Genomic DNA, 16,267 nt, shown 5'->3' with positions numbered 1-16,267 from the left:
AAAACTTTTGCATCTGATTTAGTCTAGTGAAAATTTAGGTGAATCCCTAAATTTATATTATTAATATCAATAACAAAACTGTATATGAATTCCCCCGAAAGTGGAGCTCTCCTTATAGATACTCCGCCCTTTAGGGACAGATTATTATATATTCAATCTTTAACAGATCAACTTTCAGAACTACATTACTATCCACAAAGGTTAAAGCTATTAAATATAACTACAAAAGAAGAAAAGGCAGTTACTCCAGACTTTCAAAATATTATTAGTCCCACTATCTCTCCAACTGGAAAAATTGCATTTATTGGACTGTATAGTAAGTCTGAATCTGAAAATGTTTATAATATCTATATATTAAAAGATAGTATTTGAATTATTGAATCAGAACAAGGAAAATTAACTCTTAACCGTTATACTGGTTAGGTAATTTTAGTTTGCTAATTCGGGCTTGCTAAATATCATGAAAAGCTAGATATCACAAGGGCTTGAGGGCATTTTTGTCGAATATTATGTGCATGGAAAAACGTAACTACCCCAAAAAAACCGTGCACATGGAGGAGAAAAGATGTACCGTAAGCCCAGTTCGCAGATGACCATAGATGATTTTATCCTACCTTTTTCGGTTAAGCTCAGTGCCGAAAATCGCTGGTTCCAATTGGCCCAAATCATTCCTTGGGATGAAATCGAAGAGGAATACGCCTTTATGTTTCCAAGTGATCGGGGTAATGTGGCTAAACCTGTCCGAATGGCTCTGGGATCATTGATTATACAAGCACGGTGTGGCAATACCGATCGCGAAACCGTGCAACAGATTACAGAAAACCCCTATCTTCAGTACTTCATTGGCTTCAGTGAGTACCAATTGACGAAACCCTTTACGCCAGTAGCGATGGTCAAATTTCGGAAACGTTTTAATGCCAAACGTCTAGCCAAGATCAACGAACGTATAATCTCTGCAGAAGCTGCGCAAAGAGCCATACAAAGTGAAAAAGATAAAGTGCATGATGAAGATCATCACGATGATGACTCGAGAGGATCCGATAGCGTTGATATAACTATACCTGTTGAAATACAAGAGGTAGAAGAGGATACACCCGAAGTTAAACCTAATCAGGGAACGCTTATTTTGGATGCAACTTGTACGCCAGCCGACCTGCGTTATCCAACAGACCTAGGCTTATTGAACCTGTAAAATGGTTGGTAAAGTAGTTGGGTCGCCATAAAACGTCCATGCCGACTTAGCATAGGAACCTGAGTTTGTACGGCTCGAAAGTAAGGGCAAAGGAAACATTGCCATCTATTTCAGGATAGAAGGGGAACGGTCAAGGTAATTCAATGTGCCAAGACTGACGAAGATCAGAAATAAAAAGCGTGCTTAGTCCCCCAATCATGGGTAAAAGCTGAACCTCGGGTCATAGCAGGCGGCTAAAGTCGTATGCAAGGCTAGGAAACACGGAACAGCGGACTCCTGCATGGTAGAACCTATAAAAGGTAATGAGACCTAACCAGTAGGAAATGACTGGTGAATGCAGGACGCGTCAGCCTATAGTAATGATGAAGCAGGGTAATGCCTGTGGAGTGAAGGGGCATAGTCAAGCAACAAATGACACTATGACTGAACCCGACTGAGAAGCTGTTGTGCAATCATGAATTGACAACTTAAAAAAGTCTATGCTATAGGGTATAGTTGTTTTTGTTAATAGGGGTTGTGGAGATAGCCCTTTCTGTGGTAAGATAGCACTAATTTAATTTTAACTTCGTGATGAGCAAGCTTTGTTTGGCAAAGCTTATGTAGGATGGCTATGCGTGGTTGCTGTAGGTGCTTCAATATTGAAGGATTTGCGGAAGAATAGGTAGAAAAGTAGGATGGGAGCGATTAAGAATCAAAGCACCCTCTATTCAGGGTGCTTTTTTGATTAATAAATTAAACAGCAGGATGGTTGAAAGGGGTAGTAGAAATGATTATTGTTTTAAAAAGGGGTTCGACGGTAGAACAGATTGAAGAAGTATCCACACGTTTAACAGAAGAGGGCTTAAAAGTCCATCTTTCCCAAGGGGTCGAGAAAACGATTATGGGAGCCATAGGGGATCGCCAAAAAATTGAATCCCTTGATTTAGAAGCGCTTCCATGGGTAGAAAAAGTAGTGCCGATCTTAGCACCGTATAAATTAGTCAGTCGTGAGTTTCACCCTGCAGATACCATAATCCGAGTCGGTGGACAGGAAATTGGAGGCCAGACGGTCCATGTAATGGCAGGTCCTTGTGCTGTGGAGAGCCGGGCCCAAATCATGGAAACAGCTCTTGCAGTGCGCGAGAGTGGAGCGACCTTTTTGCGGGGCGGGGCGTTTAAACCGCGCACGTCGCCCTATTCCTTTCAAGGGTTAGAGGAAGAAGGTTTACGCTATTTAGCAGAAGCACGTGATAAAACGGGGCTTTTGGTCATCACAGAAGTAATCGATGCGCGAGATGTTGATTTGGTAGCACATTACTCAGATATACTCCAAATTGGGGCTCGGAATATGCAAAACTTCATACTTCTCAAAGAAGTAGCCAAGTCAGGGAAACCTGTTTTACTAAAAAGAGGACCTTCGGCAACCTTAGAGGAATGGATGATGGCGGCAGAATACATCATGGATGGAGGAAACTATCAAGTGATGTTCTGCGAGCGGGGAATTCGCACCTTTGAGAGTTATACTCGAAATACACTTGATCTGAGTATGGTTCCAGCGTTGCATGCCCTTTCTCACCTTCCAGTCATAGTTGACCCTAGTCATGGAACTGGGAAATGGCATCTAGTTCATCCTATGGCCAAAGCAGCTCTGGCTGCTGGTGCCGATGGCTTGATTGTTGAAGTCCATCCTCATCCTGAAAAGGCTGTTTCCGACGGTAAGCAGTCCTTAACCCCGGAAAGGTTTCAAAGTATGATGCATGATTTATCAAGGCTCGCCCACGCCTTAGACCGTAAGTTGGGGGAAGAAAGCTCGTTTTGACTATAGTAACGGCAACTCAGCAAAGCGAGGCTACTTTATCACCTGGCTGGTCAGGCCTTCGAATTCCGAAGGCTTGTGTCCTTGGTTTGGGCTTGATTGGAGGCTCTTGGGCAGGGGCCTTGCATCGTGCTGGCTGGGAAGTTTCTGCGGTTGATCCGGAAAAGGCTAGTCTTGACGAAGCTATCAGTCGGGGCTGGATTAAGGCAGGTTGGGCGGCTATGCCGCAGTTTATCGAGGCAGATTTGATTGTATTAGCCCTTCCCCTTCAAGAACTGGAGAAGGGGTTAGAACAATTGGTGGGGAGGATCCCAAAGGGGGCAATCGTCACAGACGTCGGGAGTCTAAAGACGGAAATTTGTCGAAAATCGTGTCTTAATGCCATGGCGGGTGCTGATGATCTTACGTTTATAGGTGGTCACCCAATGACAGGTTCAGAACAGTCCGGATTTGGGGTTGCGGACCCGGATCTTTTCCGAGGCTATCCATATGTTTTAACGCCTACCCCGGATTCATCTATAGAAGCGGTTCGGAGACTTGTAGAACTTATTCAAGGATTTGGAGCCAAAGTCGTGTTTCGAGAACCTAAGGATCATGATGTGGAAGTAGCTATGGTAAGCCATCTCCCCCATCTCCTGGCGGTAGCCCTGACTTTAGCTTCACAAGATACTCCTACAGACGGAGAATCGACTTTGGCGTTAGCAGGTCGTAGTTTCCGAGATATTACGCGGATAGCGGATAGTTCGCCCGAAATGTGGAAGGAGATTATGGTGAGAAATTCGGAAGCGATTCTCGATGGGCTGACTCACTGGGAGCGAAGAATTGGAGAACTAAGGGATTGTCTACAGCAGGGAGATGGGGAGTCTATTGCCGACGCGTTTCGAAGGGCACACATACTTCGAGATGATATGAAATAACTCTTTTATAAATACTAGTAAACTCGTTCAGCACCCCCACTTATAGAAGCGGGGGTGCGCTTGGGTCATTGAGCTTTGTCAGAGGATTAAGGCAAATTTTCCAAAGTATATAGCTATTTCTAGAATGAAATTGAAGATTAGCTAAAAAAGGTGTATAACGTAATGTATAACCTAACTAAGGGGGGAGCACCTATGCAAGGCGTGTATGTCAAACCGGTTTCCGGTGCGAAAGGAGAAATCCGAGTTCCGGGTGATAAGTCAATTTCTCATCGAGCTGCGCTCTTCGGAGGGATGGCTCATGGAGAAACCCATGTTTCGAATTTCTTATTAGGCCAAGACTGTTTAAGTACGCTTCGTTGTTTAAATCAACTGGGTGTTTCTTGGGAGAGACAAGGGACTGAAGTCTGGATTCGGGGCGAAGGGATGGATGCTTGGCAAGAGCCTGTTGATGTTCTAGATGCTGGTAATTCCGGAACCACTATGAGATTAATGTTGGGTGTGTTAGCGGGTAGTCCGTTTGCCGTCACCTTGACAGGTGATGCATCCCTTCGTTCAAGACCGATGCGACGTGTTACAGACCCACTTAGGCAGATGGGAGCCCAGATTATCGGGAGACAAGGTGGAACTTTAGCGCCACTAACCATGGAAGGCGGTCAGTTGCAAGGGCAGACGTTTCGAACAACGGTTCCCTCTGCTCAAGTAAAATCCGCGATAATCTTAGCAGGGTTGAGAGCTAGTGGTGAGACTAGAGTCCTGGAACCTGCTCTTTCTAGGGACCATTCTGAGCGAATGCTGAGAGGATTTGGCGTAGAGGTGCAAAGTCTTGGCACAGAGTCGTGGGTTCGCGGCGGTGGACGCTTAACGGGTCAAACGGTTTTAGTGCCTGGGGATATTTCATCGGCTGCTTTTTTTCTCGTTCTAGGAAGTTTGGTTGGGAGCGGAGAGCTAATTTTAAAGGATGTTGGAGTGAACCCGACACGTACAGGGATATTGGATGTATTACAAGGGATGGGCGCGGATATCGAGCTGAGCGATGTTTTGGATGTTTGTGGTGAGCCTAGAGCAACTTTAAGGGTTCGACCCTCCCGTCTTAAAGGGATAGAAATTGGAGGGCCTATGATTCCACGTCTGATTGATGAGATCCCAATTTTAGCCGTGGCTGCTTGCTTTGCGGAAGGGGAAACTGTTATCCGGGACGCGGCCGAATTAAGGATCAAGGAAAGTGATCGGATCCGTTCGGTAGCGGATGGATTAAATGCTCTAGGGGCTAAAGTCGAAGAACTTCCCGATGGATTACGAATCCATGGTCAGCCTACCTTACGTGGTGGATACGCGAATAGTCTCGGAGATCATCGTTTGGCTATGGCATGGGCCATCGCTGGACTTCTCTCGGAAGAAGGGGTAAGCGTAGAAAACATGGAGGCTGCCGAAGTATCCTATCCGGATTTTTTGACGGTAATCAAGCAGGTGGCCAAGTGATTAACGAAAATGACTTAATCCAAAATGACAAGACGGGCTTTATCTACGGTTTGCGTCAGTCATTGACCATAGTTATAGGGTATGCACCTGTGGCAATAACGTTTGGAATCTTAGCAACTCAGTTCGGCTTGACCTTTTGGGAAGCTGGGCTGATGTCTTTCTTTGTTTACGCAGGTGCCTCGCAATTCATTGGAATAGAAATGATCCACCAAGGTGCAACCCCTTTGATGATTGGACTAACTACCCTTATTATTAACATTCGGCATCTTCTAATGAGTTTGTCCATTGTTCCCTTTTTTCCAGAGAGAACCCTTCCTTGGTCTCTGGGTTTAGCCCAAGGACTTACGGACGAAACCTTTGTACTTAATACGAAGGTTCTAAAGGAGGTCGTTGGGGAAGAAAATCGCCAGCGAGTGATGCTGGGAATCAACCTCGGTGCATTTTCCTCCTGGGTCATTTTTACGATCCTTGGTGGTTTGATTGGTAACTGGTTGCCCGTTGAATTCTCGGGTTTTCAATTTGCCCTTTTGGCTTTATTCATTATTTTAACGACCTCCTCCCTGTCTAAGCAAAACTATGGGACTTACCTTATGGCAGCCGTATTAGCGGTAGTACTTAAGCTACTTATACCAGGAAAACTATATTTAATTCTAAGTGTTGTCCTTGCCGCAGGAATCGGGGCATGGTGGCGTCGCAGAAGGCTTCCTTCCTAATTTAACGATTAAAAGAGTCTGCGCTTAGCTACAACGAGAAAGGGCGTGAGAAGTATGTCAACCGACTATTTAAGTACAATTGTATTAATGACTTTAGTCACATATGGCTCGCGAGTTTTACCCTTCCTTTTGTTTAAGGGAAAGAACGTTCAAGGTTTTGCTCGGGATTTTATCGAACTTGTCCCCATTGCCTTACTGGCTGCCCTTGTAATACCTGAACTTGTGACACCGGGAGGAACAATTGTCCTTATACATAATCCCTTTTTATGGACCGGAGTCTTGATGTTTGTTTTCTCCAGATTTGTTCCCAACTTGTTTCTGGGAATTGTTTTTGGAATGGTTGTTTTCTGGGGCTTGGATAAATTACTCCTGTGAAATTAGGTAAACAGCAACCCCATAATAATTGTAAAGATGTCTTGCAGATTGTAGGCATCTTTTTTGCTGCGCTTTTTTCACATATTTGTTCTAATATGTGAACCGGTAGGTTCACGAAAGGTATATTAAGATTAATCAATCAATTAATTAATTAATTAATCGGGAGTATTAACAGCTATCATACATTAATCGAATGCTCAATTGCATCATCATGGATTTGCCGAGTTTATCAGATCGGGGGCAGGTATTAGGGGCAAATCCCAAAATTTTAAATGTCTAGATGCATTCTTTGTTTTAAGATTAGTCAAGGAAACTATTAGAATCGGCTGTTGATAGTTAGAGAATTTTTGGCGCGATAATTGCATTATAAAAGTATATTGATGGGCGAGCTGTACTAGATTGTTTTAAGCTTTTAGATTATTAGGAAATACGAAGGGGCTGTTAGAATGAATGAGAAAATGGAACTTCCAGGTCCAAAATCCAAAGCATTAATTGATAGAAAAAATAAGTGTACTGCTAGAGGGATCTCACAGGGAACTCCTCTGTTTATTGAGAAAGCTTCAGGTGCCTTGATGACAGATGTTGATGGCAACGAATTTATTGATTTATATGGTGGTATTGGGGTTTTGAATGCTGGTCATTGTCCCAGACCGGTTGTTGATGCCATAAAGGAACAAGCTGAAAAATTGATTCATACTTGTTTTATGGTTTCTATGTATGAAGGGTGGGTGGATTTGGCCGAGAAGTTAATACAAATCACACCGATTAAGGGAGATATTAAAGTAACGTACGTCAACAGCGGTGCGGAAGCAGTGGAAAATGCGATTAAAATTGCTCGTTCCTTTACTAAAAGAACAGGAGTTATTGCCTTTGAGATGGCTTTCCATGGTAGAACAAATTTAGCTATGGGCTTAACTAGTAAGGTAAGACCATATAAATATGGTTTTGGGCCGTTTGCGTCTGAAATTTATAAACTTCCTTCTGCTTATTGCTATCGGTGTTATTATCATGCCAATTATCCTAGCTGTGGTATGTACTGTTTAGAGCAATTTGAGCGTTTCTTCACTTCAGAGGTTGAACCAGAAACCATCGCAGCCATGATCATTGAGCCTGTTCAAGGAGAAGGTGGGTTTATAGTTCCACCTAAAGAGTTCTTGCCGGGCTTAAAAACGATTGCCGAAACACATGGTATAGTGCTTATTGCAGACGAGATTCAAACGGGTTTTGGAAGAACGGGTAGGATGTTTGCGGTTGAGAACTATGGTGTTGAGCCTGATCTTATCACGATGGCCAAGTCCATTTCCGCTGGTATGCCTTTAAGTGCAGTAGTTGGTAAAGCGGAAATAATGGATGCCCCTGGACCAGGTATGATAGGTGGCACCTATGCGGGTAATCCGCTAGCTTGTGCGGCTGGTTTAGCGACGATTAATTATATCGAGCAAGAAAGGCTTTCGGCCAGAGCAGCAAAAATCGGAGCTTCTGTTGTGGAGCGCTTGCAAGGTATGCAAGAAAAATATCCATTGATCGGCGACATCCGGAGTCTGGGTGCAATGATTGGAATTGAGCTAGTTAAAGATCGTGAGACAAAAGAACCTGCAAAAGAAGAAACGGCTCAGATCACTCAAGAATGTTTGAGTCAAGGGCTTGTAATCATCTCGGCAGGAGTATTTGGAAACGTAATTCGGATGCTGATGCCGTTGGTGATTTCGGATGAGCAGCTTGAGAAAGCGCTAAATATTTTGGATTGGGCATTTGCCAAAGTTCAGAAGTAACCGAGATTTTTGGTTTGTGGTACATCAAGTCGCCATGGATTACTTAGCGCAATATATTATATGGACTTAAACTGAGGCGCCAGGTGGGTACAGGAAATTTCTCTTATATCCATCCGGTGCCGCTTTCTCTAAATTCATATAATTCATATTATTTCAGCATTTAATCATTGGCACAAATCTCGCAAAGTAGTATAGTAAGTAAATAGGGTATTTTGTATTTTGTATATTGTATTTCGAGGAGGAGTTAGATGAAATTATTAGCAAATGTAATGGGACAAGTATTAAAGAGAAATCCGAACGAAACTGAATTTCACCAAGCAGTAAAAGAGGTCTTGGAATCATTAGAGCCTGTTGCTGAAAAACATCCAGAATGGATTCAGGCGGGGATATTCAGTAGATTTGTAGAGCCGGAACGACAAATTATTTTCAGGACAGCATGGGTTGACGATAATGGAGATGTTCAGGTAAACCGTGGTTTCAGAATTCAATTTAATAGTGCCATTGGTCCATACAAGGGGGGCTTAAGATTCCATCCGTCCGTAAATGCAAGCATCTTAAAGTTCCTTGGATTTGAACAGATTTTAAAGAATTCACTGACCGGACTTCCAATAGGTGGAAGTAAGGGCGGAAGTGATTTCGATCCTAAAGGTAAATCAGACGGAGAAATAATGAGATTCTGCCAGAGCTTCATGTTGGAATTGTCTAAACATATCGGGGAAAATACAGACGTACCAGCTGGGGATATTGGGGTAGGTGGTCGTGAAATCGGTTACCTCTTTGGAATGTACAAAAGACTCCGTAACGACTTTACCGGTGTTCTGACAGGAAAAGGATTATCCTATGGTGGAAGCTTAGCCAGAACAGAAGCAACCGGGTACGGCCTTTGCTACTTTATGGAAGAAGCCCTAAAGGCAAAGGGTAAGTCATTTAAAGGGGCAACGGTTACTGTTTCTGGATCAGGAAATGTTGCTATTTATGCAACTCAAAAGGTTCACGAATTAGGCGGGAAAGTAGTTGCGATGAGTGACTCAAATGGTTATATATATGACCCTGAAGGAATACACTTCGAAACTATTCAGAGAATCAAAGAAGTTGAAAGACAAAGAATCAATAAATATGTTGAATATCATCCAGGTGCGACTTACAAAGTAGGATGTGCAAGCATATGGGATGTTAAGTGTGATATCGCTCTACCATGTGCAACACAGAATGAATTAGACGAAGAAGCTGCGAAGACTTTAATAGCCAATGGATGTTATGCTGTAGGAGAGGGCGCAAATATGCCTACGACGCCTGAAGCAGTTCAACTTTTCCTTGAGAATAAAGTAGTATTTGGTCCTGCTAAGGCCGCAAATGCTGGTGGTGTTGCAACTTCAGCGCTTGAAATGAGCCAGAACAGTATGAGATATTCTTGGTCTTTTGAAGAAGTTGATGCAAAATTAAAAGACATCATGGTTACCATATATAAAAATGTAAGTGAAGCCGCCAAGGAATACGGTGAAGAAGATAATCTCGTAATTGGTGCCAACATCGCGGGTTTCATAAAGGTTGCTACAGCTATGTATGCACAGGGAATTGCATATTGAGGTATCCAACGTATCTAGGGTATTAAATAAGTGTATTGAATAGTTCAACGGGGCTGTCTCTAATTTGATAGCCTCGCTTTGCTTTAGAAACTGTGGTGAGAACTACGACCGGCAGGGAGATTTATATGGAAAATTTAAATAATTATAAAACCCAGTTTTCAGGATTCCATGACCTGATGAAATTTCGAGTCCGGGAGATATTGCTTGTCTCCAGCTCGTATGATGCCTTTGTGCTTGAGGAAGACGGTCGTTTATCTGAGAAAATCTTTACTGAATACTTGGATATGAATCTTCAATTCGTCCCGCGCATCCGGAGGGTTTCTTCGGCAGTAGAAGCGTTTTCTGCTATGAAAGAAAGAACCTATGATCTGATTATTACCATGGCTAGAATTAGTGATATGGACCCCCAAGAATTCGGAAGACGAATCAAGGAGACTTACCCGGGGAAACCGGTAGTCTTGCTGACTTACGATACACTAAATGTCGAATTAACTAAGCAAATTAGAGAGACAAAAACGATTGACAAGATATTCTACTGGTCTGGGAACAATAAAATTCTGCTGGCAATCATCAAGTACGTCGAGGACCTAGGGAATGTAGAGCATGACTGCAATGAAGGGGTTCAGGTCATTCTCGTGGTCGAAGACTCACCCTGGGCGTATTCTCAATTCCTCCCCATTATCTACACGGAAATTATGAAACAGACCAGTTATCTTATATCCAAGGGGATAAACAATCTCCACCGTCTGTTAAGGATGAGGGCCAGACCTAAAATCCTGCTGGCAGAGACTTATGAAGAGGCTGCGGCTATATTCAACCGTTATCGAAACAATTTGCTGGGTGTGATATCTGATATGAGTTACCAAAAAGACGGGGTGTTAAATTCGAAGGCAGGTCTGCATCTGGCGCACATGATCAAGGGGGAAATCCATTACCTTCCATTCTTAATTCAATCGAGTGAAAGTGACAATGAAAGCAAGGTGAAGGAGAGCGGGATCAGTTTTCTTAATAAGAGTTCTCCCAACATGCATCTTGAATTGTGTACATATATATTAGAGAACTATGGGTTCGGTGATTTCATATTCAGGACTCCGGATGGGCGCATAATAGCTAGGGCAGCTACCATCGATGAATTTGAAGATATCATTCCCAACCTGCCTGAAGAAAGCCTGCTCTACCACGCTACACGCTATCATTTTTCGAGATGGTTCAAAGCTAGGACAGATTTCGAATTGGCGGCACAAAGTCGGGCAGATGTCTCTGAGTTTCAAAGTCCTCAGGCGTTAAGGGAATATATCCTCGATACTATACGGATGTATTTCAAACGTCTACAGGAAGGTGTCATAACTGATTTCGGACACTCGAAAGTGGACCTGGATAACTCACTGCTTAAACTAGGCAGCGGATCCCTTGGCGGTAAGGGGAGGGGAATAGCCTTTTTTAACTTCATGCTTTCTCAGACGAGTTTGTTTAATAAATATGAGCATATTAGGATAAAAACTCCGCGATCCTTTGTAATCTGTAGTGAAGTATTCGAAGAATTTCTGGAAATGAACGTTTTGCAGGCAATGGCAGTTAATACGGAAAATGAGGAAACTATTGCAAGCGAGTTCCTGTCCGCTGAATTGCCAGCCAAGATAACTGATGAACTGCGCATACTAATTATGAAAATCAACTACCCTTTGGCCGTCCGTTCATCTAGTATTCTCGAGGATTCCCAAATGCTACCCTTTGCAGGAATATACAGCACCTTCCTATTACCAAACAACCACAAAGACCCTGAAGTTCGCCTGAAACAACTCCTGGATGCCATAAAACTCGTCTATGCCTCGGTGTTTTATCAGTCACCCAAAAGCTACATAAAAAATTCTGAGTTGAGAATAGAAGAGGAACAAATGGCAGTCTTGATTCAACAACTTGTCGGAGAATTGCATGGGGACATTTTTTATCCGGTTATGTCAGGGGTTGCACAGTCCTATAATTTTTACCCAATTTCCTATATGAAACCTGAACAGGGGATCGGCAGCCTGGCTTTGGGCTTTGGCAGGGCTGTTGTCGATGGAGAACAAGTTTATCGGTTTTCTCCTGCTTATCCGAAGATGAATACGGAATTTGCGTCCCCGGGTGATTTTTTAAGAAAGTCCCAAAACCAGTTTTATGCCTTGAATTTTGCGAACCAGTCAGTCGACATTTCTCGCGGTCCGGGGTGTACCTATGGAAAATACCCCCTAAATCGCGCTGAGAAAGACGGTACCTTGAGCTTTGTAGGCAGCACGTATTCAAAGGACAATGACACCATCAGCGATACCCTCTCAATTCCAGGACCGAGGCTTGTGTCGTTTGCACCAGTTTTGAAATATGGCCTTTTTCCGCTTGCCAATATTATCAAGGACCTATTCATTCTCGGAAAAAAAGCGTTCAGTTCGGAAATAGAAATAGAGTTTGCAATAAACATTCCTGTCGACAGGAAAAAAGAGATCGAGTTTTATTTCTTACAGGTTCGACCTTTAGTTTCAGGAAGAGAATTACAGGAAGTCAAGGTTAATGATTATGCAAATGATGAGACTATGTGTAAAAGCCGGCACACCATAGGAAATGGTATATTTCAGGATATTTACGATATTATTTTTATAGACCCCGATCATTTTGATTTGAGCAAGACCAGAAAAATTGCTCAAGAAATCGGAGAATTAAATCAGTTATTGCTTAATGAAGAGCGCAACTATCTGCTCTTTGGGTTTGGTCGTCTAGGGTCATCTGATCCATGGCTAGGAATCCCTCTGACATGGTCACAAATGTCCCAGGCCAAAGTAGTTATTGAAGCCGATTGGGATAACCTCCAAGTTGAACCCTCACTGGGCAGTCATTTTCATCACAACTTGGTATCGTTAAGAATGGGGTATTTCCATATTGGAAAAGAGAATGATGCCGAATTTGTAGATTGGGAATGGCTGAAGACGGCAACGGTACTCAAGCAAACCGAATATGTCAGGCTGATTCGCTTTGAAAATCCGATTAAGGTGATCATTGATGGTCACAGCAGCAATGGAGTTATTTTAAAACCGAAATTCACCATATAATATATACTAATACAATAATTTTGGAATTACTTCCTTGCGGGAATCATTATTTAGCTTAGATGTAGTGCAGACCGAAATGGAACAAAGGCGCCATTTGAATGGCTTGGAACTACTCCTAGCATTTCAAATGGCGCCTTTGGTGCTTCTTACGTTAGCGACCTAAAGTAAGCTTCTAAAACTCACGGTGAGCTTGTTCAATGGACCTACCTAATTTGTCGACTAGTTCAATTATATCCGCTTCAGTAATGATCAACGGTGGGGACAATTGTAATCCGTCGTCAATTAATGGTCGTAACGCCAGTCCGTTTTCCCAAGCAATAGCGGACACACGTTTGGCAAATCCCAAGTTAGAATTAAACTTGGTCCTGTTTTCAGCATCTTGGACAAGTTGGACGGCATTCATCAGTCCTAGGCCCCTAACTTCACCAATACTGGGTAATTCCAAGTTACGGATGAGTGAACGCAATAGTTCACCTTTTTCGCGGGCATTGCCTACTAAGTTTTCTGTTTCAATAAGTTCGATATTCTTTAAAGCAACGGCACAGGCTACCGGATGACCACTGTAGGTATAACCATGCATAAAGATGCCGTGGTTTCTGATTGGCCTATAGACTCTCTCTGAAATCCCGACAGCTCCCATAGGAATGTACCCACTGGTAATCCCTTTAGCCATCATCATGATATCGGGTTTTACCCCCCATTGCAGCATTCCAAACATCTTTCCTGTCCGACCAAAGCCAGTAATGACCTCATCCGCTATGAATAAGACGTCATACTTATCACAAATTTCTCGAATTCGTTGATAATAACCGTCTGGTGGAACGATTGCACCTCCAGTACCGATAACTGGTTCCGCCGTAAAAGCTGCAACATTATCCTGACCGAGCTCGAGGATCTTCTCTTCAAGTGCAGCCGCACATTCCAAATCACAACGACCTTGTTCTTTTCCCCAGGGACAGAAGTAACAGTGAGGATGGTTAATGTGGTGGAATGCTGGCACTAAAGGTCTGAATCCGTCCCAAAAACCAGGTAAACTGGTCGCGCTGACTGCCCCATAAGAAACCCCATGATAAGCTTTTGTCCTGGCAATGATGTGATTCTTGCTAGGGTTACCTTGTAGATACCAATATATCCGGGCCAGTTTGTAAGCAGTATCATTGGACTCTGACCCCCCACTGGTAAAAAAGATCCTGGGGTTATCCATGGGGATCATTCCAGCTACTTTTTTAGCCAACTCAATAACTAATGGGTGAGAATAGCCATTAAACGTTTGAAAGTAAGACAATTTTTCCATCTGTTTTTTAGCCACTTCTGCCAGTTCGGTCCTGCCATAACCGACATTGTTTAACCACAGACCTGAGCCACAATCAATGTAGGTCTTACCCTCAACACTCTTGATCCGAATTCCGTTCCCTTCTTCAATAATCTTAGGCCCACCCCATGATTCCATGTCGTCTATTGAACTTGTCGGATGTAAAAAATACCTCATGTCATCTTTTTTCATCTGGTCGATTTGATTTTCTGTATAGACGGTCACATTTACCACTTTCTTTCTTTTTCGATATTCTAAAAAATGATCTAAATTAGTTCTTCCAGAGGTGTATATTCCAAATTAAGAGCTTCAGCTACTACAGAGTACGTAAGCTTGCCATAAATTATATTCCTTATTGTTTTTTCTTATATATCAAGACCTATATTTTCAGTGGCTATAAGTTGTATACCACTAGTTTAGACTCCGTCATTTCTTGTATTGCATATTTAGGGCCTTCTCGTCCGATGCCGCTTCCTTTAATGCCGCCATATGGGGCCTGATCAGCACGGTACAGAGAAGTATCATTAATGATGACCCCACCAACTTCCAACTTTCGCGTTGCCTCAGAAGCAACATCAATGGAGGAAGTAAAAATACCGGCCTGCAGACCGTACTGGGAGTTGTTGGCAATTTCGATGGCTTCTTCAAACTCTTTATATGGTATCAAGCTTACCACCGGAGCAAAAACTTCCTCACAGACAACCTGCATATTTGATTTAACATTTGTCAAAATAGTTGGCTCAAAAAGAGCTCCATCTCTTTTTCCTCCACATAATAGAGTAGCACCACCTTGTAAAGCTGCAGATACCCAGGCCTCGGCTCTCACCGCTTCCGACTCGCTAATCATTGGCCCAATATCCGTTTGGGGATCGAGCGGATTGCCCAGTATGAGTTTGCTTGTTTCCTCTGCAAGCATATCAGCAAATTGTTCGTAGATATCCTGGTGGATTAGTAACCGTTGAATAGAAATACAGACTTGCCCAGCGTTGACAAAAGGCATGCGACTACATAAAGTAGCTGCTTTAGCTAAATCCGCGTCCTTATGAACGATGGTGACGGAATTTGAGCCTAATTCCATGGTGGATTTCCGTAAACCGATCGTAGACATAATCTTCTTTCCAACTTTCGGAGAGCCAGTAAAAGTATAAAAGTTAATTCGCTCATCGTTCAATAATAGATCTCCTACGTCATTGCCACCACCTATCACTAAATTAAGATAACCAGGTGGTAGACCAGCCTCCTCTAGGATCCGGCAGAGGTTAATTGCCGAAATCGGGGTAGCAGAAGCTGGTTTTAAAACGACGGTATTACCGGCAGCTAAAGCGGGAGCAATTTTATGGGCGACTAGGTTAAATGGAAAATTGAAAGGGCTAATGGCACAAACTACACCGATTGGGACTCTAATAGTGTAGGCCAACCGATTTCCAGACCCTGATGTAGCTTCAATAGGAATTACTTCCCCACTAATCCGCTTGGCTTCTTCAGCGGCAATTAAAAAGACTTGGGCAGCCCGCATAACCTCGGTTTTGGCGTCTCTGAAAACTTTACCAGCCTCGAGCGTAATGGTTAGTGCTAGGTCATCTGCTTTCTCCCTAATCAATGTAGAAGTCTTAGTTAAAATCTGGTATATTTGGGAGGGGGAGAGGGATCTGGATTTAAAGGCTTTTACCGCTGCAGTCACAGCATTATCAACTTCTGAGGGGGAAGAAGAGCATACTGTTGCAAATACTTCCCCTGAATATTTATTAACCACGGATATAGTATCCTTAGTCTCAACCCATTCTCCATTGATGAAGATAGGATAGTTCGCTTTCAAATTATATTACCTCCTCAACTCTTAATGTATTTGCGTTTTTCCGGCAATCATCTTTTTACAATGCAAGGTCCGTGCCAGTCAAACAATAATTCAATAACACTTGTAAATTCAGATTATCATGCATACCCTGAAAATTTCATACAAATCCCTATGTATAACTGCATTGGGATTTGGTTTAAATCTGTGTGAATAGACAGCTGCTTTTTAATAGCTTACAGCATATTTTAAGT

The 16,267-nt window shown here is 42.9% G+C and carries 11 protein-coding genes and 1 pseudogene; 10 read left to right on the top strand and 2 right to left on the bottom strand.

All coding sequences use genetic code 11. From position 1 onward, the window contains the following. The first annotated feature begins 84 nt into the window (after positions 1-84). From UF75_RS06785 to UF75_RS06740, 10 genes and pseudogenes are all read left to right on the top strand, one after another. Positions 85-372 (top strand): hypothetical protein, encoded by a 288-nt coding sequence (locus UF75_RS06785; protein WP_045573845.1) that lies wholly within the window; start codon positions 85-87, stop codon positions 370-372. Positions 373-565: 193 nt separating this feature from the next. After that, positions 566-1,186, top strand: a pseudogene (locus UF75_RS06780) (transposase); the annotation flags it as partial. Between the two features lie 772 nt (positions 1,187-1,958). Next, entirely contained in the window at positions 1,959-2,990 is a 1,032-nt protein-coding gene (gene aroF / locus UF75_RS06775) for a 3-deoxy-7-phosphoheptulonate synthase (RefSeq protein WP_045573844.1), read from the top strand. Next, positions 2,987-3,904 carry a prephenate dehydrogenase/arogenate dehydrogenase family protein gene (locus UF75_RS06770; RefSeq protein ID WP_156146282.1) on the top strand — a complete coding sequence of 306 codons (918 nt, stop codon included), beginning with the start codon at positions 2,987-2,989 and terminating at the stop codon, positions 3,902-3,904. The genes aroF and UF75_RS06770 overlap by 4 nt, the downstream gene beginning before the upstream one ends. A 192-nt stretch (positions 3,905-4,096) precedes the next feature. Then, entirely contained in the window at positions 4,097-5,383 is a 1,287-nt protein-coding gene (gene aroA / locus UF75_RS06765) for a 3-phosphoshikimate 1-carboxyvinyltransferase (protein ID WP_045573843.1), read from the top strand. Further along, positions 5,380-6,096, top strand: a complete 717-nt coding sequence (locus tag UF75_RS06760; protein ID WP_045573842.1) for an AzlC family ABC transporter permease — start codon at positions 5,380-5,382, stop codon at positions 6,094-6,096. Before aroA ends, UF75_RS06760 begins: the two co-directional genes overlap by 4 nt. Before the next feature lie 54 nt (positions 6,097-6,150). Next, positions 6,151-6,471: an AzlD domain-containing protein gene (locus UF75_RS06755; RefSeq protein WP_045573841.1), complete on the top strand. Its 321-nt coding sequence runs from the start codon at positions 6,151-6,153 to the stop codon at positions 6,469-6,471. 446 nt (positions 6,472-6,917) lie between these two features. Further along, complete coding sequence (gene gabT, locus UF75_RS06750) at positions 6,918-8,243, top strand: 4-aminobutyrate--2-oxoglutarate transaminase (RefSeq protein WP_156146280.1); 1,326 nt, start codon at positions 6,918-6,920, stop codon at positions 8,241-8,243. A gap of 248 nt (positions 8,244-8,491) precedes the next feature. Beyond that, positions 8,492-9,829 (top strand): NADP-specific glutamate dehydrogenase, encoded by a 1,338-nt coding sequence (gdhA, locus tag UF75_RS06745; RefSeq protein ID WP_045573840.1) that lies wholly within the window; start codon positions 8,492-8,494, stop codon positions 9,827-9,829. Between the two features lie 125 nt (positions 9,830-9,954). Beyond that, positions 9,955-12,909 carry a PEP/pyruvate-binding domain-containing protein gene (locus tag UF75_RS06740; RefSeq protein ID WP_045573839.1) on the top strand — a complete coding sequence of 985 codons (2,955 nt, stop codon included), beginning with the start codon at positions 9,955-9,957 and terminating at the stop codon, positions 12,907-12,909. Between the two features lie 172 nt (positions 12,910-13,081). Here UF75_RS06740 and UF75_RS06735 read toward each other — a convergent pair whose 3' ends face one another. Next, positions 13,082-14,413: an aspartate aminotransferase family protein gene (locus UF75_RS06735; RefSeq protein WP_045573850.1), complete on the bottom strand. Its 1,332-nt coding sequence runs from the start codon at positions 14,411-14,413 to the stop codon at positions 13,082-13,084. A gap of 202 nt (positions 14,414-14,615) precedes the next feature. Further along, positions 14,616-16,037, bottom strand: a complete 1,422-nt coding sequence (locus tag UF75_RS06730; protein WP_045573838.1) for an aldehyde dehydrogenase family protein — start codon at positions 16,035-16,037, stop codon at positions 14,616-14,618. Between the last annotated feature and the right edge of the window lie 230 nt (positions 16,038-16,267).

Source organism: Desulfosporosinus sp. I2, from assembly GCF_000960765.1.
GTDB lineage: Bacteria > Bacillota > Desulfitobacteriia > Desulfitobacteriales > Desulfitobacteriaceae > Desulfosporosinus.
Note: the sequence above shows the minus strand (reverse complement) of the source record. Positions and strands in the feature narration are given on the sequence as shown.

Bases quoted from the DNA above. Each gene is read 5' to 3' on its own strand.
- UF75_RS06785 (WP_045573845.1), top strand. From the start codon at position 85: ATGAATTCCCCCGAAAGTGGAGCTCTCCTTATAGATACTCCGCCCTTT.
- aroF (WP_045573844.1), top strand. From the start codon at position 1,959: ATGATTATTGTTTTAAAAAGGGGTTCGACGGTAGAACAGATTGAAGAA.
- aroA (WP_045573843.1), top strand. From the start codon at position 4,097: ATGCAAGGCGTGTATGTCAAACCGGTTTCCGGTGCGAAAGGAGAAATC.
- UF75_RS06755 (WP_045573841.1), top strand. From the start codon at position 6,151: ATGTCAACCGACTATTTAAGTACAATTGTATTAATGACTTTAGTCACA.
- gabT (WP_156146280.1), top strand. From the start codon at position 6,918: ATGAATGAGAAAATGGAACTTCCAGGTCCAAAATCCAAAGCATTAATT.
- gdhA (WP_045573840.1), top strand. From the start codon at position 8,492: ATGAAATTATTAGCAAATGTAATGGGACAAGTATTAAAGAGAAATCCG.
- UF75_RS06740 (WP_045573839.1), top strand. From the start codon at position 9,955: ATGGAAAATTTAAATAATTATAAAACCCAGTTTTCAGGATTCCATGAC.
- UF75_RS06735 (WP_045573850.1), bottom strand. From the start codon at position 14,413: ATGAAAAAAGATGACATGAGGTATTTTTTACATCCGACAAGTTCAATA.